This window comes from Streptococcus gallolyticus subsp. gallolyticus DSM 16831 (assembly GCF_002000985.1).
In the GTDB taxonomy this organism is placed as follows: Bacteria; Bacillota; Bacilli; order Lactobacillales; family Streptococcaceae; genus Streptococcus; species Streptococcus gallolyticus.
On the sequence record NZ_CP018822.1, the window covers coordinates 1,418,272 to 1,441,137 of the forward strand.

Annotated in this window: 18 protein-coding genes, 2 tRNA genes and 3 pseudogenes; 1 reads left to right on the top strand and 22 read right to left on the bottom strand. The window is 38.0% G+C overall.

Going from position 1 to position 22,866, the window contains the following annotated elements; translation table 11 throughout:
• Nucleotides 1-30: 30 nt before the first annotated feature.
• The 12 genes and pseudogenes from BTR42_RS07165 to BTR42_RS07220 form a co-directional block, all read right to left on the bottom strand.
• A pseudogene (locus tag BTR42_RS07165) lies at nt 31-1,159 on the bottom strand (low temperature requirement protein A).
• 206 nt (nt 1,160-1,365) lie between these two features.
• Entirely contained in the window at nt 1,366-3,222 is a 1,857-nt protein-coding gene (locus BTR42_RS07170) for a bifunctional homocysteine S-methyltransferase/methylenetetrahydrofolate reductase (protein WP_077496990.1), read from the bottom strand.
• Between the two features lie 13 nt (nt 3,223-3,235).
• Nucleotides 3,236-5,463: pseudogene (gene metE, locus BTR42_RS07175) on the bottom strand (5-methyltetrahydropteroyltriglutamate--homocysteine S-methyltransferase).
• A 218-nt stretch (nt 5,464-5,681) separates the two neighbouring features.
• Entirely contained in the window at nt 5,682-7,652 is a 1,971-nt protein-coding gene (locus tag BTR42_RS07180) for a PTS fructose transporter subunit IIABC (RefSeq protein WP_009854421.1), read from the bottom strand.
• A complete protein-coding gene (gene pfkB, locus BTR42_RS07185) occupies nt 7,649-8,560 on the bottom strand; it encodes a 1-phosphofructokinase (protein ID WP_009854422.1) in 912 nt (303 codons plus the stop codon). Before pfkB ends, BTR42_RS07180 begins: the two co-directional genes overlap by 4 nt.
• Entirely contained in the window at nt 8,557-9,306 is a 750-nt protein-coding gene (locus BTR42_RS07190; protein ID WP_009854423.1) for a DeoR/GlpR family DNA-binding transcription regulator, read from the bottom strand. Before BTR42_RS07190 ends, pfkB begins: the two co-directional genes overlap by 4 nt.
• A gap of 254 nt (nt 9,307-9,560) precedes the next feature.
• Nucleotides 9,561-10,571, bottom strand: coding sequence for an NAD(P)/FAD-dependent oxidoreductase (locus tag BTR42_RS07195; RefSeq protein ID WP_077496992.1), 1,011 nt, complete (start codon nt 10,569-10,571; stop codon nt 9,561-9,563).
• Entirely contained in the window at nt 10,572-11,084 is a 513-nt protein-coding gene (locus BTR42_RS07200) for a GrpB family protein (RefSeq protein WP_009854425.1), read from the bottom strand.
• A 51-nt stretch (nt 11,085-11,135) separates the two neighbouring features.
• Nucleotides 11,136-11,873: a tRNA (guanosine(37)-N1)-methyltransferase TrmD gene (gene trmD / locus BTR42_RS07205; protein WP_009854426.1), complete on the bottom strand. Its 738-nt coding sequence runs from the start codon at nt 11,871-11,873 to the stop codon at nt 11,136-11,138.
• Nucleotides 11,863-12,381: a ribosome maturation factor RimM gene (gene rimM, locus BTR42_RS07210; protein WP_012962097.1), complete on the bottom strand. Its 519-nt coding sequence runs from the start codon at nt 12,379-12,381 to the stop codon at nt 11,863-11,865. Before rimM ends, trmD begins: the two co-directional genes overlap by 11 nt.
• 81 nt (nt 12,382-12,462) lie before the next feature.
• Nucleotides 12,463-12,534: transfer RNA gene (locus BTR42_RS07215), tRNA-Glu, on the bottom strand.
• A gap of 30 nt (nt 12,535-12,564) precedes the next feature.
• A tRNA-Gln gene (locus tag BTR42_RS07220) sits at nt 12,565-12,636 on the bottom strand.
• Nucleotides 12,637-12,823: 187 nt separating this feature from the next.
• Here BTR42_RS07220 and BTR42_RS07225 point away from each other — a divergent pair.
• A pseudogene (locus tag BTR42_RS07225) lies at nt 12,824-12,949 on the top strand (helix-turn-helix domain-containing protein); the annotation flags it as partial.
• A 133-nt stretch (nt 12,950-13,082) separates the two neighbouring features.
• Here BTR42_RS07225 and BTR42_RS07230 read toward each other — a convergent pair.
• The 10 genes from BTR42_RS07230 to carB all read right to left on the bottom strand — a co-directional run bounded on the left by BTR42_RS07230 (nt 13,083) and on the right by carB (nt 22,825).
• Complete coding sequence (locus BTR42_RS07230; RefSeq protein ID WP_003065320.1) at nt 13,083-13,331, bottom strand: KH domain-containing protein; 249 nt, start codon at nt 13,329-13,331, stop codon at nt 13,083-13,085.
• Between the two features lie 24 nt (nt 13,332-13,355).
• Nucleotides 13,356-13,628 carry a 30S ribosomal protein S16 gene (gene rpsP, locus BTR42_RS07235; RefSeq protein ID WP_003065322.1) on the bottom strand — a complete coding sequence of 91 codons (273 nt, stop codon included), beginning with the start codon at nt 13,626-13,628 and terminating at the stop codon, nt 13,356-13,358.
• Between the two features lie 153 nt (nt 13,629-13,781).
• A complete protein-coding gene (locus BTR42_RS07240) occupies nt 13,782-14,165 on the bottom strand; it encodes a hypothetical protein (protein ID WP_077496995.1) in 384 nt (127 codons plus the stop codon).
• Between the two features lie 14 nt (nt 14,166-14,179).
• Nucleotides 14,180-14,587 (bottom strand): hypothetical protein, encoded by a 408-nt coding sequence (locus BTR42_RS07245; RefSeq protein WP_009854429.1) that lies wholly within the window; start codon nt 14,585-14,587, stop codon nt 14,180-14,182.
• A 189-nt stretch (nt 14,588-14,776) separates the two neighbouring features.
• A complete protein-coding gene (locus tag BTR42_RS07250) occupies nt 14,777-15,526 on the bottom strand; it encodes a class I SAM-dependent methyltransferase (protein WP_009854430.1) in 750 nt (249 codons plus the stop codon).
• 18 nt (nt 15,527-15,544) lie between these two features.
• Nucleotides 15,545-16,150, bottom strand: a complete 606-nt coding sequence (locus BTR42_RS07255; protein ID WP_077496997.1) for a TVP38/TMEM64 family protein — start codon at nt 16,148-16,150, stop codon at nt 15,545-15,547.
• Between the two features lie 67 nt (nt 16,151-16,217).
• Entirely contained in the window at nt 16,218-17,450 is a 1,233-nt protein-coding gene (locus BTR42_RS07260) for an ABC transporter permease (RefSeq protein ID WP_009854432.1), read from the bottom strand.
• A gap of 11 nt (nt 17,451-17,461) precedes the next feature.
• The gene (locus BTR42_RS07265) at nt 17,462-18,172 is read right to left on the bottom strand and encodes an ABC transporter ATP-binding protein (protein ID WP_009854433.1); all 711 of its coding nucleotides are present in this window, start codon (nt 18,170-18,172) and stop codon (nt 17,462-17,464) included.
• Nucleotides 18,172-19,401 carry an efflux RND transporter periplasmic adaptor subunit gene (locus tag BTR42_RS07270; protein ID WP_009854434.1) on the bottom strand — a complete coding sequence of 410 codons (1,230 nt, stop codon included), beginning with the start codon at nt 19,399-19,401 and terminating at the stop codon, nt 18,172-18,174. The genes BTR42_RS07265 and BTR42_RS07270 overlap by 1 nt, the downstream gene beginning before the upstream one ends.
• Before the next feature lie 244 nt (nt 19,402-19,645).
• Complete coding sequence (gene carB, locus BTR42_RS07275) at nt 19,646-22,825, bottom strand: carbamoyl-phosphate synthase large subunit (protein WP_009854435.1); 3,180 nt, start codon at nt 22,823-22,825, stop codon at nt 19,646-19,648.
• Nucleotides 22,826-22,866 lie beyond the last annotated feature (41 nt).

Below are 22,866 nucleotides of genomic sequence, written 5' to 3' on the forward strand. Positions count from 1 at the left end.
ATCAACCCCAAAAGTTGATAAACTCTCACATTAAATTCGTTTTAGATTAAAGGAAATCATAACAATCATCATGATAAGCGTCACAAGACAAGCAATTGCAATTAAAGCAAATGCGGATTGAAGCGTCAAGAAACTCAAAAGCAGTCCTAGTATTGGCATACCAAATTCAACCCAATAAAGCTTATTGGTAAATTGATGACTTGATTTATTATAATGCTGATGTGCAAAAACACCAAACAGTAATAGTAAAATCCCAAGATAAAGAAGGCAAATCGAAAACAGATTATTTGCCGCTTGATTTCCTATAAAACTTAGGGAAACTGTAATCAAACTAAGCCCTAGAAAAATAGGATAATGGTAATAGATTGCGCCATTTCCTGTCACACGGTCTTGGTTGACATCTATCATGTGGTCAATTTCAACAATGTAAATCATAAAAAGGTTAGTTACGATGATGAAAATCAAGAAAGAAGCCACAGACAGATTATCTACTGAAAAATACGGCGCTATGCCGATAATCATTTCACCGAAAGTGATGATAACCAGAAGCGATAAACGCTCCACCAAATGTGGAAAATTAATGGCACGTGTTTTCTCTGAGACATGACCTTGTTTAGGATTGGTTAAAATACCAGGTAAAATCCACGTTAATAACACACCAGAAACCGCCAGAATCAGCCCAAATTGATAAGGCAAAAAGATTGAAACAAACAAAGTCAGCGAACGTATTCCCAAAATATAAAAATATTGACGAATCAAATCACGGTCTGCTTCTGCCTTAGTATTGAAATACTCAATCACATATTGCAACAAAAGAAGCAGAGAAATAAACGCCATTGGTAAAATAAATGGCACAAAACTCGTTGACCATTCTTCTGTCACAGCCGTTGATGAAATCAAAAGGCACAGCATTTGGGCAAACATAAATAAAATATTGGTTAAACTATTTTGTCCAAAACGATTCGTGAATACCGTCTGCACCATCCAAGAATTGACAAAAATAATCAAGGCAATAACAAACGTGAAAAAAGCATATGGTTATTACAATACCATGATGAACATGATGAATCAATGTTGTGATTTGACTAATGGCATAAACGAAAACCAAATCATAGAACAACTCGGTCAATTCCACCTTTTTGTGCTTTATCAAGGTCATCTTTCTTCCCCTTAAATCCTAATTTATTTGTGTCTATTATAACAAAAAACGATGAAAATTTACTGCTATAACGCTTCTAGCCAAAACAACTCAAAAAATATTTTTCTCCACTTTTGCTCTCATCTTCAGATTTTAAAAGCCCAATCAACATATCTTGTAGCTAAAAAAGCTGGGCACTTTTGTCCCAGCTTTCCCATTCTCAATTTTTAAGATATTCTTTGATTTTTTAACTCAACTTTTTGGTGAATGTAATCAATCAACTCAACTGTCAAGTCATAGCGCATAAATGGTGTGATGAGATAAATCCCATTAAAATGCTCCAAAGCGCGGTCAATTAATTGTTTACTTTCTTCCAAAGCCAATTTTTGACAGGTTTCTTTATCATCTTTAACAACTTCTAATTTTGCTAAAAACTCATCTGATAGTTGGATACCAGGAACTTCATTATGAAGGAAAATAGCATTATTATAGCTTGTAATCGGCATGATACCTACAAAAAATGGCGCTTCATAATCTCGTGTTAAATCGGCTAATTCATCAATAATCTCTGTGTTAAAAACAGGTTGTGTGATGAAATAATCTGCTCCTGCCGCTACCTTTCTTTCGATTAAACGACCACAGCGTGATAGATTTTTGACGTTTGGGTTAAAAGCCGCAGCTGCTGTAAAATTGGTCTCTTTCTTGATACTAGCTCCACTGTATCCTTGACCTTTATTGAGCTGTTTTATGAGTGCTAACAATTTAAAGCTTGTAGCATCATAAACACTTGTGGCACCAGGAAAATCACCGATTTTTGACGGATCTCCTGTAATGGCAAGAACATGATTAAATCCTAAAACGTCCATTCCCAAAAGTCGCGATTGCAAACCAATCATATTATGGTCACGGCAGGATAAATGCAAAAGAAACGGTGTTGAAATTTCATTTTTCAATAGAGCCGCGATACTAACATTACAAATTCGCGTCTTAGCTAGCGAATTATCTGCTAAGGTAATGGCTGAAATTCCTGCTTTGTCTAAGGCTTTTACCCCTTCCGTAAATTTCGCAATGTCAAGCGTCTTTGGTGGGTCTAACTCCGCAATAATCGTAACTTCTCTTTTGACCCTATCAACCAATGTCTCTGATTGTTTAGCCGCTTTGATAAGCTCTGCTTCTTCAACCATTGGTGTCACAAATTTTCGTTCAACAGGTTTTAATCCTTTAACAGCACGTTTTACCGCTCTGATATGGTCAGGCGTTGTTCCACAACAACCACCTATCAAACGCGCACCTTCTGCCACAAGAAGTTCTGCACTCTTTCCGAAATAATCAGCATTTTGACTAAAGCCATACTGACCGCTGCCATTGTCATCAACAAAAGACAACAAACTAGCATTTGGATAAACAGACAAATAAGACTGAGCAAAAAGCGGAACTTGTTTCAGTGACTTAATCATGTGATAGGGACCGAGGTGGCAATTCAAGCCAACCACATCAGCACCTAACATGACTAATTTTCCTAGAATTTCAACTAAAGGACGACCATTTTCCGTAATTCCAGCTTCATGGAGAGCAATATTAGTGATAATTGGCAAATCAGTTATCGGTCTAACAGCTTTTAAAACTTCGATAATTTCTTCTTCATCATAATAAGTTTCAAAAAGCAAACCATCAATTTGATTCGTTTCAATCAAATACCCGACTTGTTCCAAAGTCTCCTCAATAATTTCATCAAGGGTTAAATCACATTGTTTAAGCCCACGAAGAGCTCCAACAGTTCCAAGAACAAAAGCATCATCACCTGCAGCTTCCCTAGCAATTTTAACACCAGCCTGATTGATTTTCTTAACTTGGTCATCATAAGCATAGCCTTTCAGACGATGGCGTTTAGCAGCATAGGTATTGGTTTGGATAATGTCTGCCCCTGTCTCAAGATAAGCATGATGAATGGCTGAAATTTTATCTGGATGTGTAAGATTATAAGCTTCGTAGCAATTGTCAAGACCATTGGCGTAAAGAAGAGTTCCCATAGCACCGTCGGCTACCAGAATATCTGTTTTTAAACGTTCTAATAATCGTGACATAGCATAACCTTTCTTATTTTCCGTATTTAGCTCGGACTTCCTTGGTTGCAGCCACCAAAACTTCAAGTGCCGCTACTGTTTCTGGTTCGCGACGTGTTTTAAGACCACAGTCAGGGTTTACCCAGAACTGTTCAAGTGATAATTGACGCAATGGACGTTCAATGTTAGCAATAACTTCTTCCTTAGTTGGTACACGTGGAGAGTGGATATCATAGACACCAAGACCAATTCCAAGCGGGTAAACAGCTGTTTCAAATGATTCAATAACGTCACCATGGCTACGGCTTGTCTCGATAGAAATAACGTCTGCATCCAAAGCACGAATAGAATCAATGATTTCATTGAACTTAGAGTAACACATGTGCGTATGAATTTGTGTTTCTTCTTTCACTGATGATGTTGCTACGTGGAAAGCATGAACGGCATATAAGCTTGTTGTTTGCTCTTACGAAGCGGCAAACCTTCACGAAGCGCTGCTTCATCCACTTGAATAATGGCAATACCTGCATCTTCAAGCAATTTAATTTCATCTTTGATAGCAAGACCAATTTGGTTAAACAAATCAGCACGTGAAATGTCAGAACGTTCAAATGACCAGTTTGTAATAGTGATTGGACCAGTTAACATTCCTTTTACTGGACGGTCAGTCAGGCTTTGAGCATAAACGGTTTCTTTCACAGTCAATGGTTGAATGTGTTTAACATCTCCATAAATGATTGGTGGTTTAACAGCACGAGAACCATATGATTGAACCCAACCAAGTTTTGTTGTTGTGAAACCAGCTAGTTTTTGACCGAAGAATTCAACCATGTCCACACGTTCAAATTCACCATGAACAAGCACATCAATGTCCAAATCCTCTTGAATTTTAATCCAACGTGCGATTTCTGATTTAATGAAATCTTCATATTCCGCATCAGAAATATTGCCACGTTTCCAAGCCAAACGTGTACGGCGAACTTCTGGCGATTGTGGGAATGAACCAATTGTTGTCGTTGGAAGAATTGGCAAACCAAGTTTTTCTTGTTGCACTTGACGACGAACTTTATAGTCAACACGTTCAGTAGCAACATCATCCAAATTTTCCAATGTTACATTACGGAAATCAGCTGCTTGCAAAGCATCAAAATCAGCAACGTGTTGTTTGTAAGTATCAGATTCTTCACCGTCTAAACGTTGGCTCAACAATTTGATTTCTTGCAATTTTTCATCCGCAAATGCCAAACCATTTTTAAGAACTGGTTCGAGTTCTGTTTCGTTTTTAGTCGTTACTGGCACATGAAGAAGTGAACAAGAAGGTTGTACAACAAGTGTTTTTACATTGGCTTGAATTTTTTCGAGTAATGCTGATGTTTTGACAAAATCTGTTGCCCAGATATTACGTCCGTCAACCACACCTGCAAAAACGTCTTTAGCAGTAAAATAACCTGCTTCAATAGCTTCAAGGTTTTCATCAAGACCATGAACAAAATCAAGACCAAAAGCTGCTACTGGTAACTCTGACAAATCTTTGGCATCAATCAAGGCTTCAAAATAAGTTTGGAAAATCAATTTAGCTTCTGGCACTTCTTTGGCAAAATAGGCATAAACATATTTTGCTGCTTCTAAAAGGTCAGCCCCTTCATCTGTCACAAAGATTGGCTCATCAACTTGAATATAAGTTGCCCCTGCTTCAACCAATTCTGCAAAAACTTGTTTATAAAGTGGCAACAATTTTTTCACTGCAGCTGTGAAATCATCAACTTCAGATGAAAGAGCCACATAAGTGATTGGTCCTGTAATGACTGGTTTAGCTTTATCGCCAACCACCTCTTTTGCTTCCAAATACAAGTCAAGCAAACGTGTATTTGTCAATTGTGGTTTAACACCAGACCATTCAGGAACGATATAGTGATAGTTTGTGTTGAACCATTTTTTCATTGATGAAGCAACGTTGTCTTTATTACCACGCGCAATTGCAAAATACAAATCAAGATTGATTTCTTCTTTAGCAAAACGTTTTGGAATGACACCAAATTGTACTGACAAGTCCAAGATATGATCATAAAGTGAAAAATCACCTACAGGAATAAAATCAAGCCCTGCATCAGCTTGTTTTTTCAAAAATTCAAGACGTAAATCTTTAGCTTGAGCTTGTAATTCTTCTTGTGAAATATCCCCTGCCCAATAAGACTCAATTAATTTTTTCCACTCGCGATTTTCACCTAAACGCGGATAACCCAAATTCGAAACCTTTACCATAGTTACCTCCTATACCAGCATTAGTTTTAAACTATACCTACTAAATTTTTTATAATTAAGATTGTAAAGGATAACAAGCCTTTTTTTCAATACCTTTCATCATTCTATCTTTTTATGGCCTGATATAGTTTTTAGCTATACATTTAGAGTTTGTTATAGTTTTTAACTATAACAAAAAGAACTCCCTAAGGAGTTCAATGTTAGATTAATAAAATTTATTATTTAGCTTTTCTAAGGGCACCAAATAGTAATCCTGAAACAATAGCACCGATAACAATAGCAACAAGGTAAAGAATCCAGTTACTTGTCAATGCAAAGACGAAGATACCACCATGAGGAGCCATCAATTTAATACCAAATGCACCTACTAAAGCACCTGTTACAGCTGAACCAACCATAAAGCTTGGAATAGCACGAGCAGGGTCAGCAGCACCAAATGGAATTGCACCTTCTGTGATGAACGATAGCCCCATAACAATATTTGTCAAACCAGCGTCACGTTCTTCAGCTGTGAATTTATCTTTGAACAAACGTGTTGCAACAAAGACAGCAAGAGGAGGAACCATACCACCGGCCATAACAGCCGCCATAACAACTGAACCACCATTTGAAAGAGCTGCCGCAGTAAGACTACTTGTACCAAAGACATAAGCAGCTTTATTGAAAGGTCCACCCATATCGATTGCCATCATACCACCAAGGATAAGTCCAAGGATAATAGCAGAGCTACCAGACAAACTATCAAGGAAATCATAAAGTGCACTGTTAATAGCTGCCATAGGAATGTTGATGAAGAGCATCAAGAATCCTGTTACCAACACACCAAGAAGTGGGTAAAGGAGGATTGATTTGATACCTTCAAGTGATTTTGGCAAGAAGGCAAGAGCTTTCTTAAGAACAAGAATAACACCACCAGCTAAGAAACCACCAACAAGAGCTCCAAGGAAACCTGAGGCAATTTGATTGTCAGCAAGGTTTACTGCGCTATCCAAACTATAGAATGAAATGCGACCAAAGGCAATACCTGAAGTTGCCATAGCACCAGCTGTGAAACCAGCTACCAAACCAGGTTTTTCAGCAATTGAATAAGCAATGTAAGCTGCAAATACCGGAATCATGAAACCAAAAGCTGCATTACCAAGTTGGTTAAAGACAGCTGCAATTTCATGGTAATTACCAAGGTGACTCAATTGGTCATTTGGCACTCCCATAAATTGGTCAATCAAGAATGAAATAGCAATTAAGATACCACCACCAATAACGAATGGCAACATTTGAGAAACACCACTCATCAAGTGCTTGTAGAATGCAGCACCAAGGCTTAATTTTTCACTAGCATCACTTGAAGATGAAGCTTCATCAGCTGAAGCTGTATAAGTTTCTGCTTTTCCGTCAAGGATGATATTGATTAATTCTTCAGATTTTTTAATACCGTCAGCAACTGGACGTGATACTAATGGCTTTCCATCAAAACGTGCCATTTCAACGGCTTTATCAGCTGCAACAATGACACCTTTTGCACGCGCAATTTCATCAGCAGTCAAACGATTACCGACACCTGAAGCACCATTTGTTTCAACACGAACAGTGACACCCATTTCATCACCTTGTTTGATGAGGGCTTCTTCTGCCATGTAAGTGTGCGCAATACCAGTTGTACAAGCTGTAACAGCTACGATAAGTGGTTTATCATCTGAAACTGGAGCAGCTTTCGATTCTTCTTTTGCTTTGTTATCTTCTTCTGCTGCGTTAAATGTTGCAATCACTTCGTCAGCTGATGTCACTTGACGTAATTGATCAGCAAAGCCATCTTTCAAAAGATATTTTGATAATTCAGCAAGAGCAGCCAAGTGAGTGTCGTTTGCGCCATCTGGTGCTGCAATCATGAAGAATAGGTAAGTTGGTTGACCGTCCAATGCTTCATAATCAACACCTGCAGCAGATTTAGCAAACAAAACAGTCGCTTCTTTAACAGCTGCATTTTTACTGTGAGGCATGGCAATACCATCACCTAAACCAGTAGATGTTTGCGCTTCACGGTTCATGATACCTTGTTTAAAAGTATCAAAATCAGTTACCACACCGTGTTCAACAAGGCTTGTGATCATTTCATCGATCGCTGCTTCTTTTGAAGTTGCTTTCAAATCAAGAATCATGACATCTTTTCTGAGCAAGTCTTGAATTTTCATATTTTTTCTACCTCTACTTTTTGATAAGTTTCTTTTATGAATTCAGCAGTTGCCAAGTCATCTGAGAATGTTGTTGCTGTCCCACATGCGACACCCCATTTAAGAGCTTCGATTGGGTCGCCAGATTTGACATATTCGCCTGTAAATCCTGCAACCATAGAATCGCCCGCACCCACAGAATTTTTGACAGTGCCTTTAATTGGTTTTGCAAAGTATGCTGCTTCTGGTGTTACCAACAATGCACCGTCTCCAGCCATTGAAATAATAACGTTTTTAGCACCTTTAGCGAGAATTTCACGGGCGTATTTTTCAATATCAGCAAGACCGTTTAATTCAACACCAAAAATATCAGCTAATTCATGGTTATTTGGTTTTACCAAAAGCGGTTGATAGTTTAAGGCATCTAAAAGTGTTTGTCCTTCAAAATCACAAACAACTTCTGCACCGGCTTTTTTAGCAATCGGAATCAATGTGTTATAGACTTGGTTTCCAAGGCTACTTGGAGCTGAACCTGCAAAAACAACAGTATCTTCACTTGAAAGACCAGCAAGAATAGCTTCCAATTCTTCAAGTTTTTCTGTTGAGATGTGTGGACCTGCACCGTTGATTTCTGTTTCTTCACCCGCTTTAACTTTGACATTAATACGTGTGTCCTCAGAAACTTCAACAAATTTTGTTGCAATGCCTTCATCTACCAAGCCATCTTTCACAAAACGCCCTGTAAATCCACCGATAAATCCTGTGGCTGTATTTTCAATATCAAGACGTTTCAAGATACGGCTAACATTAATCCCTTTACCACCAGCGAATTTATCATCACTAGTCATACGGTTAACACTTCCAAGTGCTAAACTATCCAAGCGAACAATAAAGTCGATAGATGGATTAAGAGTGACTGTGTAAATCATACTTCAATTACCCTCGTTTTTTCTTTTATTTTTTTCATCAGTGCTCCGCTAGATTGATTGGTAATGATAGTGACATTTTCAACCTTATCAACCTTGGCAAAAGAAATGTGACCAATCTTTGATGAATCTGTAACAATAAATGTTTTTCTGGCATTTTCAATAACCGTTTTCTTGATGACCGCTTCCTCAACATCAGGTGTTGTTAAGAATTGCTCATCGACACCGTTAATTCCTAAAAATGCTTTATCAAAATTTAATTGTTTAATTTGCTCATACGCAACCGTTCCAATACTAGCGTCAGTTGCTTTTTTGACATGCCCACCAATAATAATCGTTTGAATGTTTTTATCAACCAATTTGGCAGCATGGTGAATGGAATTGGTAACTACCGTTAAATTATCTTGGGAGAGATAATTGAGCAGCAACTCATTTGTCGTTCCTGCATCAATGAAAATAACTTCATTGTCAGCAATCAAATCAGCTGCTTTCTGAGCGACTAACATTTTTTCTTGAATGTTTTTGATAGATTTTTGTTGATTGGTAAATTCCTCTTGAAGCGAGTGAGGGAGTTCTGCGCCACCATGGACTCGGTGGAGCTTACGCTCACTCTCCAATTCGTCCAAATCGCGACGAACAGTGGACTCCGAGGTATCTAGCATGCTAACTAAGTCCTCAAGATTAACAAATTTATCATGAGACAATTTTTCCATGATTAATTGTTTTCGTTTAGACTTAAGAATGTTCATCACCTCCACTGAAATCGTTTACAGATAAAATTATACTATTTTTTCTATCATTGTCAAGCATTTTCTATCAAATTCTATCAAGTTTTTTCACTAACTAGTTAGAATGCCTACAAAATCAGAAAAATAGTGACTGTAACCCAATTTCAACTAAAACAAAAGGACTTAGTCCTGTGCAATACAGAACTAAATCCTTTCAATAATTATTTGTCTAACTTTTTGGGGTTACCACAATCACTTGTGAAGAGAGTTTCGTTTTATTTTTCCTTGTCTTTAATCAATGATGTTGAGTGCACCACACGGTTATCACGGTCAGGGTAAATGTATTTAATCGCTTGATTAATCGCAGTTGGAGCTTCACCAAAACCAGAGGCGATCAAAGCAACTTTACCTTCATAGTCAGCGGCATCACCAATCGCATAAACACCTTCTTGACTTGTCTCAAACAATGGCGAAACCGTAATGCTTGAACGTTTATAATCAACGTTCCAATTTTTAAGGTTTTTATTTGATGTCGAAAAACCAAAGCTAACAATCAAAGCATCTAATGGCAATTCAACAGTTTCATCTGATTTAACCTTTTGAATCGTTAAACTGTTAGCAAATTGACCATCACCGTCCAAAGCAACTGGTACGTACGGTGTCATGATTTTCACATTTGATTGTTTAAGCACTTCAACGCTATGTTCGTGAGCACGGAAAGCATCACGACGGTGAACGATTGTCACGCTTTTAGCCAAGCCATCCAAATGATTTGCCCAGTCAACGGCAGAATCACCACCACCACAGATAACAACGTCTTTGCCAGCAAATTGGTCTAATTTATGAACATTGTAGAAAAGGTTGTTGTCAGCGTATTCTTCTTCCCCTTCTAAACCAAGCGTACGGGGAGCAAATGCACCATTACCACAGGCAATAACAATCGCACGTGAAAAATGTTGACCTTTATTGGTCTCAATAGTGAAAACATCGCCCTCTTTCTCAAAAGTCTTAACTTCTTCTTTAAGGCAAATCGTTGTTTGGTCTTCAAAGCGTTCTAATTGTTTGATAAGATTTTCAGTTAATTCTGCTGCTGTGATTTCAGGGAAACCAGCCACATCATAAATGGCTTTTTCAGGATAAAGGATAGCTGGTTGCCCACCAAGTTCTGACAAACTTTCAATAATTTTCACTGAAACACCACGCATACCTGCATAAAAAGCAGCAAAAAGCCCTGCAGGACCACCACCAATAACGGTAATATCATATATTTCACGATTTTCTGACATTTATTTTTCCAACTCCTTATAAATTTCTTCGATGACTGATGCTTTATAAGCCATGTAACTTTCGATATTTTTGGGAAATAGCTGCGCTGCTTTCATTTTTGTTGCTCCATAAATCGCAACTGCATCAGGATGACTGCGCAAATAATCACGAAAAGCAAGGTGCCGTTTCAACTCAAGTGAATTTTTAGGACAAACATAAAGATGATGACATTGCAAATGCTCCTTACCAGAATAAGCAAAAGCTTCCCTGCCTTCAATCCCTAGATTTCCCTCATGAACATATCCAATACTTGCTAATTTTTCAACAACCATAGATAAATCCGTCTCTTGAGCAATCACAACATCAATATCAATGATTGGCTTTGCTGCTATGCCTTCAACGGCTGTACTTCCAACATGCTCAATTCTAATAGCTAACTCACCAAGAACAGCACGCAACTCTTGAGTAATTTTTTCAAAATCATCTTTCCAACTTTCTTGGTAGGAAAGAACAATCACCTCTTCTGTCCGCATGAAACCTCCTCAAAAATAAAGAGACATACAGTCCGCATGTCTCCTATTATATCACATATTTTTAGCTTTCGCGTCTTTCTCTGCGAGAATCTTTCGAAAAATAGCTTCTTCTTCCTTGCTAAAAACATAATTTTCCAATAAATCTGGACGACGTTCTAACGTCTTACGCAAACTTTGCTCAATACGCCATTTTCGGATATTCTCATGATGCCCACTCATTAACACATCTGGAACTTTCATGCCACGAAAATCATATGGGCGAGTATATTGTGGAAATTCCAAAAGCCCTGATGAAAAAGAATCATCTTGATGACTAGCTTCTTTTCCTAAGACATTAGGAATCAAACGAACCGTTGCATCAACAATCGTCATCGCAGCCAATTCTCCACCAGTCAAAACAAAATCGCCCAAAGAAATCTCATCGGTAACCAAGGTTTTAATGCGTTCATCATAGCCCTCATAATGCCCACAAATAAAAATTAGTTCATCTTCTTGTGCTAATTCTTCAGCGTAGCTTTGATCGAATTTACGCCCTGCTGGGTCCAAAAGAATCACGCGCGGCTTTTTAGCGTCAATCTTATCAATGGTATCAAAAATCGGCTGTGCTCGCAAAAGCATTCCTTGACCGCCACCATATGGTTCATCATCAACATGACGAGCCTTCTCTGCATTCTCACGGAAATTATGATAATTGATTTCCAACAGACCTTTTTCAGTAGCTTTACCAACAATCGAATGCTCAAGCGGTGAAAACATTTCTGGAAAGAGCGTTAGAATATCAATCTTCATCGTCAAGTCCTTCCAAAACGTCAACATCAATACGATTGCCAGCAACATCCACGTTAAGCACAACTGGTGGAATGTATGGAAGCAACAAATCACGTTTTCCTTTACGTTTCACCACCCAGACATCATTAGCACCAGGTTGCAAAATCTCCTTAACTTGACCAATCAAAACATCATTTTCATAAACATCAAGTCCAATAATTTCATGATAATAAAATTCACCATCATCAAGGTCAGATAAATTTTCCTCAGCAACTTTTAAAGTACAACCTTTGTATTTTTCGATATCATTAATATGATACATGCCTTTAAATTTAACAATATCAAAATTCTTTTGTTTACGGTGACTAGCAATCTCAACTTCAATAATAAAACGGTCTTTATCATCAAAAATCGCTAATTTTGAACCCTTTTTAAAGCGTTCTTCTGTAAAATCCGTCACAGACAACACGCGCATCTCACCTTGGAGACCTTGTGTGTTAACAATTTTTCCAACATTAAAATAATTCATGTTTACTCCACTTAACTTAGTCTTTACCATTGTACCATGATAGCAATGAAAAAACCAGCTGCGCTCTGCAACTGGTCAAGATAGTCCGTACGGGATTCGAACCCGTGTTACCGCCGTGAAAAGGCGGTGTCTTAACCCCTTGACCAACGGACCAAAATCAATGTATAAAACCAATGAGGTTTACTGGGGTAGCTGGATTCGAACCAACGCATGAGGGAGTCAAAGTCCCTTGCCTTACCGCTTGGCTATACCCCAAAACAACAAAATATATTCTATCGTAGATTTGACTCCCTGTCAATACATTTTTTAAATTTTTTTGAAAAAATTTTTGGTTACCAACAGTTTTGAAAGTTCTAAAATGAAGTTAGCCACTTGAGCGTATCAAAAAACATCTCAGAGAGATATAATGTCATCACCACAACAACATTAGAAGGACTCTGAGATGCAAGACTATTATACACCAAAAGGCAAACTTTTAACACTAGCAGACCGTAGAAATATTAAACGTTGGCTCAAAGAAGGTCACTCCAATCGCGAAATCGCTAGAAGATTAGCTAAAGCTCCTCAACCCCCAACATCTAAATCGCATTAGTCAGCATTCAAAACGTATAATGATGATTTGCAATCTCGGATTTTCTAATAAAAAGTTTCAATGAATACGACACTTCTTCACCAAAAACAAGAAAAAGAGTAGCAAATCACTACTCTTCTCCCTTTTCATCAATAACGAGTCTTACTTTTTTACCTTGAGTTGGTACCGAATAGACAATCGACCTTATCGCTGTAATGGTACGACCTTTTTTACCGATAACACGACCGATGTCCTGTGCATCCAAATCAAGATGATATTCTAAAAACTCAGGTGTATCTTCAATTTTAATGGTAAGATTATCTGGTTGTGAAATCAAAGGTTTCACAATAGCGATAATAAGATTTTCAATGGTATCCATAGGCTTTCTTCTTAGTGTACTCTATTATTTTGAGAATTTTGATTCGTGGAATTTTTTCATAACGCCTTCACGTGAAAGGATGTTACGAACTGTATCTGAAGGTTGTGCACCTTTTGACAACCATTCAAGAACACGATCTTCTTTCAAAGTTACTTGGTTTTCTTCAACAAGTGGGTTGTAAGTACCAACTGTTTCGATGAAACGACCATCACGTGGAGCACGTGAATCAGCTACGTTGATACGGTAGAAAGGTTTTTTCTTAGAACCCATACGAGTTAAACGGATTTTTACTGCCATTAGTATAAAGTCTCTTTTCTATATTTTTTGTTTTGGTTAATAGCTCTGCTACTAACTCACTTAACTTATTATATCATAAAAAGATAAGGTGTCAAGTTTTTTTCTTGACACCTTTTAAATTTTTTTGAAAGGTTAAAAATAAGCAGGAGCGCATTATTGTTGAGATTGCAAAATAGCTTCTTTTATTTCCGCAACAGTCACTGCTTGGTCATCTCGATAGACAACGTTGCCATCATCATCCAAAAGTTCTCCAACCAATGGCTCAGCAGCCGAACTTGCTTCATCTTTAAATGAAAATCCTCCGCCCACTTCATCAGGATAACCAATGACAAAATCAGTATCTGAACAATAAGTATCCAAAAACTCCACAAAACTATTATCTTTTTGATATTCCTCTACAGCAAGCTGTAAAGGAATCGGTTCGGCAGCAGTTTTAGGAAGCAACGCTGTCAATTCATCAGACACAATTGTTTTAGCTGTACCAACGGATACAATCGCTAAAGCACCAATAATCGGTAACATGATTCTTTTTTTCATAGCTTCTCCTTAGTTTATTTTAAATATTGATATAAGACCTGACGAGCTTCGCCAACTGTCGTTGATTCTGAACCTTCTAAATCAAGCTCATGAACAGTTCCGTCTTCGTACTGAATATAACTATTTTGTGATTCTTCCTCATCACCGTAACCATCAGCATAAGCCAAAATACCACCTTCTTCATCGGCAATAATACGCTGCTCGTCCGAATAATCTGCAAAATAGTTATCAAACGCTTCTCGCGATTTTCCTTTCCAAACCTTAATCAAACGATTTATAGTCGCATTATCACTTGATGTCTCGCAGGACTTGACTTGAACATCGTCAGCAACCACATCTTTATTTTTAATTTGATTCATTCCCAAAATACCAGTCACAAGACATGCTAATAACATTAGCGAAAAAACAGCTTTTCTTTTCATTCTATCCCCTTTTTCAAAAATCTATATTTTAATTTACATAAATATATTTTTTATTTAAAATAGCATGAAATTGCATAAAAAGCAAATAAAAACATGATAATTATCTGAAAATATTATTTTAAAAACAAAAAGAGCTGAAACAATTGTTCCAAGCTCTCTCAAAGCTATTTTCTATTATTGACTGTCGTGTTATAACTCAATAATGCCATAATGAAATTTTTGATTAGGTCTGACAATTCTTTTAAAACCAAATTTTTCAAAAACATCATCTCTAAAATGAGCTTTAATAATAAGACTCTTTCTTGCCATGCGCTTTGCTTCCCTCAAAAACTCATCAGATAGAGGACTAGGATTGGCAAATTGTCGTAAACCATCTAAGTTTTTAGATTCTGAAATCCTATCAGAAAACATTGGGTCGCAATAAACCACGTCAAATGACTTATCAGGCAATGATTTCATATAAGTAATATTGTCAGCGCAATAAGTTTTAATGGAACGCATGACAGCTGTTAAGCGTTGATTTTCTGATGGATAAGTTACCAAACCCTCTGAAACGATAAAGTGGATAAGAGGATTGCTTTCTATCGCTGTTACATCATTGCCTGCTGACGCCATAACAATGCTATCGCTAGCAAGCCCCATCGTTGTATCAAGGATTTGTAACTTGTCATCACCCAATAACGCCAATAAAGCGTCATGCTCACTCTTAATACGCAACATAGCAGTATCAGGATGAAAAACAAACTCACTACCGTCTTGATTGACCAAGCGCAGCTCATTTTCATAAACCAAAAGAAGCGCTTCTCTAGACTGTAAAAGCTTTGTCACTGATTGTTTTCGTCGTTCAATAACAGGTAAATGAAGTTTTTCGCCAATAGCTTGCGCTCGCTGACGCAAAGCAACATTTTCCCGCAAACTTGTCGTAATCGCAATAATCATGCTTTTATTATAGCAAAATTACAAAAAAGATTTAATGAAATGCCCACCGTAAATCCAGAAATAGCTATAAGCCACGATAGAAATAGGCTTACAAAGCAGAATGATATAGAGAAAACGCCTAAACGTCATCTTTGACAGCCCTGTTACCATAACCAAAATATCTGCAGGCGAAATGGGGGACGCCATATTTAAGGCAAAAACTTTTTCGTAAGTTGATGACGTTAATTTTCGCTCATAACGAGCAAATAATTTCTCCTCCATAAATAGCAAAATAAATGGCTTCCCATAGCGGCGTGTTAATAGAAAAAGAATAATACTCCCAATAACAATGCCAACATAATTGAGAATAAAGCCCAGTATTGGACCAAAAGCCATAAAACCAACTACCGTTGTCACCCCACCTGGAATAATCGGAATAACCACCTGAATAATTTGCAACAGAAGAAAAATAATGCTTCCCAAAAAGAGATGTCCTCGCAAAACATCCGCTAAAGCATGAGGGTTATTCAAAATATCTAAATGTTTAAAAAGATAAACCAAACACAAAAGGGTTAGAATAATAGAAAAAATTCCTAAAAACTTGATTACTCTTTTTAAAGCGTCATACATAACATCACCTTTCATCGTTCTCAAAAAAAGAGCTGGTGACAGCTCTTTAAATGTCTAAGCAATTTTTATATTAATGCTATTATTATTCATAACGTAATGCTTCGATTGGGTCGAGTTTACTTGCTTTATTTGCTGGTAAAATACCGAAGATCATACCAATCAAAGCGGAGAAGAGAAGGCTTCCTATTGCTACGTTAAATGAAATAGATGGTTTCATATCAGCCATATTGCTATTAAGAATACTTGTCAAACCAGCTGCCAAACCTAAACCGATCAGCCCACCAAGGAGAGTCAATACCATTGATTCAATTAAAAATTGCGTCAAAATTTTCCTGCGTGTTGCCCCCAAGGCCTTACGTAAACCAATTTCACGTGTACGTTCTGTAACAGATACAAGCATGATGTTCATAACCCCAATACCTCCAACTAACAGTGAGATACCAGCAATCGCACCAATAACTGTAGTCATCATGCCATAAGCTGAATTAATTTCAGCAATCTGTTTAGACATATCAAAAATGGTAAAGTGGCCTGTTTTCACACCTGATACTTGTGTCATCACTTTAGCAGCTTCTTCCCCTACGGTTGTTGCTTGCGTTGCATCATTAACATGGACATATGCCGCCTCAATTTCGTTAACATTAAACTCAGCAGCCAGTTGTGTGTTTGTCATGACAGCATTACCACCTGAACTCATTCCGTAGAGAGCTGAACCAGCATTTGGATCTTTATAAACACCAACAACTAAGTATGATTTAGAACCGACTGAAACCTGCTTATTTAAGGCATTATCATTCGTTCCAAATAGTTTCACAGCCAATTTCGTATCAAGCATAATGATACGTGAAAAATGCTCATAATCATCTGAACGGAAATTTCTTCCAGCTACAACCTTGTATTTTTTAACATCAAAATAGGTCTTATTAACACCTATAATGTTAACGTTTTTGGCTTTTTTCTTATTAAGCGAAACCGTTGCAGTCGTACCATTCGTCAAGTAATAGTTTTGAACCCCTGAAACATCAGAAGTAATTTTTTGCAACCATTCTTCCTGAATTTTAGGACCTTTGTCTGATGATGTCGTTTCAACATCATCGTCAAAAATACTTTTGCTGTCAGAATCCTTAGCAACATAATAAATCTCAATGTCACGTGTATCGGCAGAAAACATATCTGTGATTTGTTTTGTCATTCCTTGCCCCAACGCCATGATAACAACAACCGAAGCAACTCCGATAATAATCCCTAACATTGTTAAGAATGAGCGCATCTTGTGCCCCATGATTGAACTAAGGGCGAATTTCCAGTTTTCCATAATCTTCCTCCTTAGTCAATCCTAACACTATCTGTCGTGTCTCTTGTGATTTCACCATCACGAATGACAATTTTACGTGTTGCAAAATCTGCAATTTCCGGCTCGTGCGTAACCATGACAATGGTTTTACCTTCACGATTAAGTTCTGTCAATAGCTGCATAATCTGCTCACTGGTTTTCGTATCAAGGGCACCTGTTGGTTCATCCGCCAAAATAATCGAAGGATTATTGACCAAAGCACGCGCAATGGCAACACGTTGTTTTTGTCCACCAGATAATTCAGAAGGCAGGTGCTTCATACGTTCACCTAGTTCAACTTTGTCTAAAAATTGTTTAGCAAGTTGGTGGCGTTTTGAAACACCGACCCCAGCATAAATAAGTGGAAGCTCAACATTTTGCAAAGCATTTAATTTTGAAAGTAGGAAGAACTGTTGAAAAACAAAGCCGATTTCTTCATTTCTCACTTTAGCCAATTCTTTTTCTTTCAAGTCTTCAACTTGTGTTCCATTTAAACTGTAATCGCCAGAAGTTGGTCTATCAAGTAAACCAATAATATTCATAAGGGTTGACTTCCCTGAACCAGAAGGTCCCATTATCGCTAGGAACTCTCCTTCATAAACTGTCAAATCAATCCCTTTAAGAACTTGCAACTCCTGATCACCATTACGGTAGGACTTGACAATATCTTTGAGTTGAATTAAAACTTTTCTTTCTTCTGTCACTACTCGCTCACCTCTGATTCTTCTGCAGTGGCTGTATCATCAGAAGTAACATTGGAAACTTTTTCACCATCTTTCAAACTGCTATCTGGGTTAGAAATAACGATTTGACCAACTTCTAAACCACTCAAGATTTCTTGTTGTTTGGCATCAGCGCTTCCAAGTGTTACCTCAATTTTACTTGCTTTTTGACTGTCCTTATCGTAAACCCAAACATAATTTTTATCACCTTCATTGACAACTGCATCAACTGGCACAAGTTTGTTTTTATTTTCATTAACAACTTCTACAGATACTGTGAATCCTTGTTGAAGATTAGAAATATCACCAGTCAAATCAACTTTGTAATCATAAGAAGCTGACCCTGAAGATGAACTTGAACCGCCTGTTCCAGATGAATCATCAGATTGATTTGGGTAGTTAGAAACGTATGAAATGGTACCAGTCCATTCTTGGTCTGGATAAACTTTAGATTTGATTTTGACATTTTGTCCTGTTTTGATATTAGCCAAATCATACTCAGTCAATGTTCCTTTGATTTGTAATTGACCTTCTGTCGCAACATGGACAAGCGTTTGGCTATTTTTAGATGATGGGTCAATGTCATTATTGACTTCAACAACTGTACCAGACACATCACTCACAATAACGGTTTCGTTTAGAGCTTGTTGTGCTTTATTAACCTCAGCTTGTGCATCTGCATAAGAATCATTTAAATCTTGCAATTGTTGATTGTATTGTGCATTCTCTTGAGCTGTTGGTGGTGTTGTAACAGTTGTTTCTTCGCCAGTTTCTTCATCGGTCGTTGTCGATGTTGTTGGTAGATTACCATAAGTTTTAAGGTAATTAATCTGACGTCCAACCTTATTTAAATTACGAACAGCTGTGTCATAAGCTGCTTGGGCTGTTGTAGTGTCGTATTGAACCAATTGTTGACCAGTAGTAATTTGGTCACCTACTGACACCGTTGGTCTAGCTTCAGTTCCTTTACTGCTGTCATAATAAACGTATTGTTCTTGGAAAGCTTTAACTGTACCAGTCAACAAAGTTGATGATGAAATGGTACCCTCTGTTACAGCTGTAGTATCGTAGGTTGTTTCAACGGTTGACTCTGATGTTTTGGTTTGTTGCCACCAAAGCAGAGCTGCACCTGCAACGACAAAACAAGCTGCCGCAGCTCCAATAATCCCTTTAGTCTTTTTAGACATTTTCGCTTTACTTCTTCTAGGCATAATCTTCCTCTTTTTCTTTTGTATAGTTGTATTGTTGCGATAAGACAATTATACGTTTTTGGCATTTTACTGTCAAGAATAAAATGTAAAAACCATCTTTCATATTTATTATAAGAAAAACAGCTCTCAATAACCTTACAGTTTTGTAAGTAGAAATTTTGAGGCTCTTTGATAGTGAAAATTTATGGCTAAACAAAAGAAACTGAGCGTTGGCTCAGCTTCTTATTTCTATAATTTGAATATATTAGATAGCTTGTGTTGTGAATCCACGACTTTCAAGGACACGAATCATAGCATCTGCTGTATCGAGTGCGGTAAAGAGAGGAATACCGTGTTCAATAGCAGAGCTACGAATTGTTGCACCATCTTCGTCAAGCGTACGTTTTGTACCAACGGTATTGACGATAGCTTGAACTTTTCCAGTGCGAACAAGGGCTGGAATATCGTTCTCATCATCTTCGCCAAGTTTATTGACAATCGTTGACATCAAACCATTCTCAGCAAAATATTTGGCTGTGCCTTGTGTAGCAAAAATACTGTATCCGATATTAGCAAAACGTTTCGCCAAACCAAGCGCTTCTTCTTTTGTATCATCGGAAACTGTGAAAACAACATTACCAAATGATGGCAAATGGAAGTATGAAGCTTCAAAGGCTTTGTAAAGAGCTTTTTCAAGTGTTTGGTCTGACCCCATAACTTCACCTGTTGATTTCATCTCGGGACCAAGGAGACTATCAACCTTAGCTAATTTTGTGAATGAGAAGACTGGTGCTTTCACATGCACATAATCAGATTCTGGGTAAAGGCCATCTTCATATCCAAGGTCAGCAAGAGTTTGTCCAAGAATCAATTTCGTTGCAACTTGTGCCATAGGAATGTTAGTCACTTTAGACAAGAATGGCACCGTACGACTAGCACGAGGGTTAACTTCGATAACGTAAACTGTTTCATCTTTGATAACAAATTGAATGTTCATCATACCAAAACAGTTCAATCCAATCGCCAAACGTTTTGTGTAATCAGCAATTGTATCTTGGATTTTCTTAGATAATGTTTGAGGTGGGTAAACTGCCATTGAGTCACCTGAGTGAACCCCTGCACGTTCGATGTGTTCCATGATTCCTGGAATAAGCACATCTTTACCGTCAGAAATCGCATCTACTTCACATTCACGACCAACGATATATGAGTCAACAAGGACTGGGTGGTCTGGACTAGCTTTAACAGCTGTACGCATGTAAGAACGAAGATCTTCTTCATTTTCTACGATTTCCATAGCACGTCCGCCAAGTACGTATGATGGACGAACAAGAACTGGGAAGCCAATCTTACGCGCAGCTTCAACCGCCTCTTCTTCATTTGTTGCAGTTTGTCCTGGTGGTTGCGGAATATCCAATTCTTTCAAAGCTTGCTCAAAGAGGTCACGGTCTTCAGCACGGTCAAGGTCAGCAACTTGTGTACCAAGGATAGTAACACCAGCTTTTGACAATGGTTCTGCCAAATTGATAGCTGTTTGACCACCGAATTGCACGATAACACCTTTTGGTTGTTCGAGTTCGATAACATTCATAACATCTTCGAATGTTAATGGCTCGAAGTAAAGTTTATCAGAGATTGAGAAATCTGTTGATACCGTTTCTGGATTTGAGTTCATGATAATGGCTTCATATCCAGCTGCTTGAATGGCTTTAACTGAGTGAACAGTGGCATAGTCAAATTCAACCCCTTGCCCAATACGAATTGGACCTGAACCAAGAACGATGATAGATTCTTTATCAGATTTGACTGATTCATTTTCCCATTCATATGTTGAATAGAAATATGGTGTTGCTGATTCAAACTCAGCTGCACACGTGTCAACCATTTTATAAACTGGAATGATTTTATTTTCAGTACGAATGGCACGCACGTCATCGGCAGTCATGTTCCAAAGCTCTGCAATTTTACGGTCAGCAAAACCATTGCGTTTAGCTTCTTTCAGAACAGCGATATCTCCGACATGACTTACTAACTCTTGTTCCAGTTCAAAGATGTGGAGCAATTTATCAAGGAAGAAAAGGTCGATTTTTGTTAGTTTAGATAGTTCTTCGATAGTGTATCCACGGCGGATGGCTTCAGAAAGGTAGAACAGACGGTCATCTTGCGCACGAACAATCTTATTAACCAATTCGTCGTCTGAAACTTCTGCCAAATCAGCCATTTCATTGTGGTAAACACCGATTTCGAGTGAACGACAAGCTTTCAAAAGCGATTCTTCGATATTACGACCGATAGCCATAACCTCACCAGTCGCTTTCATTTGTGTTCCCAGACGACGTTCACCATTTTCAAACTTATCAAATGGGAAACGTGGAATTTTGGCAACCACATAGTCAAGAGCTGGTTCAAACATAGCATATGTTGTTCCAGTAACTGGGTTAACCATTTCATCAAGGGTCAAACCAACGGCAATTTTGGCAGCCAATTTCGCGATTGGGTAACCCGTTGCTTTTGAGGCAAGGGCTGATGAACGTGACACACGTGGGTTAACTTCGATAACATAATATTTGAAGCTATTTGGGTCAAGAGCAAGCTGAACGTTACATCCTCCTTCGATTTTAAGGGCACGAATAATGCTCAAACTTGCATCACGCAACATTTGGTTTTCAATGTCTGAAAGAGTTTGTGTTGGTGCAAATACGATTGAGTCCCCAGTGTGGATACCAACTGGGTCGAAGTTTTCCATATTACAAACCACAAGGGCGTTGTCGGCAGCATCACGCATAACTTCGTATTCGATTTCTTTGAATCCTGCAATAGAACGTTCAATCAAACATTGCGTTACTGGTGATAATTTCAAACCATTTTCAGCGATTTCACGAAGTTCTTCTTCGTTATCACACATACCGCCACCTGTACCCCCGAGGGTAAAGGCAGGACGTACGATAACTGGATAACCAATTGATTCTGCAAAGGCAACTGCTTCATCAACGGTATTGACGATTTCAGATTCTGGAATTGGTTGATTGAGATCTTCCATTAATTGTTTGAAAAGGTCACGGTCCTCAGCCTGATCAATCGCTGATAGCTTTGTACCTAGTAACTCAACACCAAGTTCATCAAGGATTCCAGCTCTTGACAACTCCATTGCCATATTAAGACCAGTTTGTCCTCCCAATGTTGGAAGAAGCGCATCTGGACGTTCTTTGCGGATAATACGTGTGACAAACTCGAGTGTCAACGGTTCGATATAAACCTGATCTGCGATTTCTTTATCTGTCATGATTGTCGCTGGGTTTGAGTTAACAAGAACAACGCTGTACCCTTCTTCTTTAAGGGCAAGACAAGCTTGTGTTCCTGCATAGTCAAATTCAGCTGCCTGACCAATAATAATCGGACCAGAACCAATCACCATAATTTTTTTAATATCTGTACGTTTTGGCATAATCTATGATACAAAGCCAAACAAGTAATAAAAACCACGAT

Bases quoted from the DNA above. Each gene is read 5' to 3' on its own strand.
- BTR42_RS07170 (WP_077496990.1), bottom strand. From the start codon at position 3,222: ATGTCACGATTATTAGAACGTTTAAAAACAGATATTCTGGTAGCCGAC.
- BTR42_RS07180 (WP_009854421.1), bottom strand. From the start codon at position 7,652: ATGAAAATTCAAGACTTGCTCAGAAAAGATGTCATGATTCTTGATTTG.
- pfkB (WP_009854422.1), bottom strand. From the start codon at position 8,560: ATGATTTACACAGTCACTCTTAATCCATCTATCGACTTTATTGTTCGC.
- BTR42_RS07190 (WP_009854423.1), bottom strand. From the start codon at position 9,306: ATGAACATTCTTAAGTCTAAACGAAAACAATTAATCATGGAAAAATTG.
- BTR42_RS07195 (WP_077496992.1), bottom strand. From the start codon at position 10,571: ATGTCAGAAAATCGTGAAATATATGATATTACCGTTATTGGTGGTGGT.
- BTR42_RS07200 (WP_009854425.1), bottom strand. From the start codon at position 11,084: ATGCGGACAGAAGAGGTGATTGTTCTTTCCTACCAAGAAAGTTGGAAA.
- trmD (WP_009854426.1), bottom strand. From the start codon at position 11,873: ATGAAGATTGATATTCTAACGCTCTTTCCAGAAATGTTTTCACCGCTT.
- rimM (WP_012962097.1), bottom strand. From the start codon at position 12,381: ATGAATTATTTTAATGTTGGAAAAATTGTTAACACACAAGGTCTCCAA.
- BTR42_RS07230 (WP_003065320.1), bottom strand. From the start codon at position 13,331: ATGGATACCATTGAAAATCTTATTATCGCTATTGTGAAACCTTTGATT.
- rpsP (WP_003065322.1), bottom strand. From the start codon at position 13,628: ATGGCAGTAAAAATCCGTTTAACTCGTATGGGTTCTAAGAAAAAACCT.
- BTR42_RS07240 (WP_077496995.1), bottom strand. From the start codon at position 14,165: ATGAAAAAAAGAATCATGTTACCGATTATTGGTGCTTTAGCGATTGTA.
- BTR42_RS07245 (WP_009854429.1), bottom strand. From the start codon at position 14,587: ATGAAAAGAAAAGCTGTTTTTTCGCTAATGTTATTAGCATGTCTTGTG.
- BTR42_RS07250 (WP_009854430.1), bottom strand. From the start codon at position 15,526: ATGATTATTGCGATTACGACAAGTTTGCGGGAAAATGTTGCTTTGCGT.
- BTR42_RS07255 (WP_077496997.1), bottom strand. From the start codon at position 16,150: ATGAAAGGTGATGTTATGTATGACGCTTTAAAAAGAGTAATCAAGTTT.
- BTR42_RS07260 (WP_009854432.1), bottom strand. From the start codon at position 17,450: ATGGAAAACTGGAAATTCGCCCTTAGTTCAATCATGGGGCACAAGATG.
- BTR42_RS07270 (WP_009854434.1), bottom strand. From the start codon at position 19,401: ATGCCTAGAAGAAGTAAAGCGAAAATGTCTAAAAAGACTAAAGGGATT.
- carB (WP_009854435.1), bottom strand. From the start codon at position 22,825: ATGCCAAAACGTACAGATATTAAAAAAATTATGGTGATTGGTTCTGGT.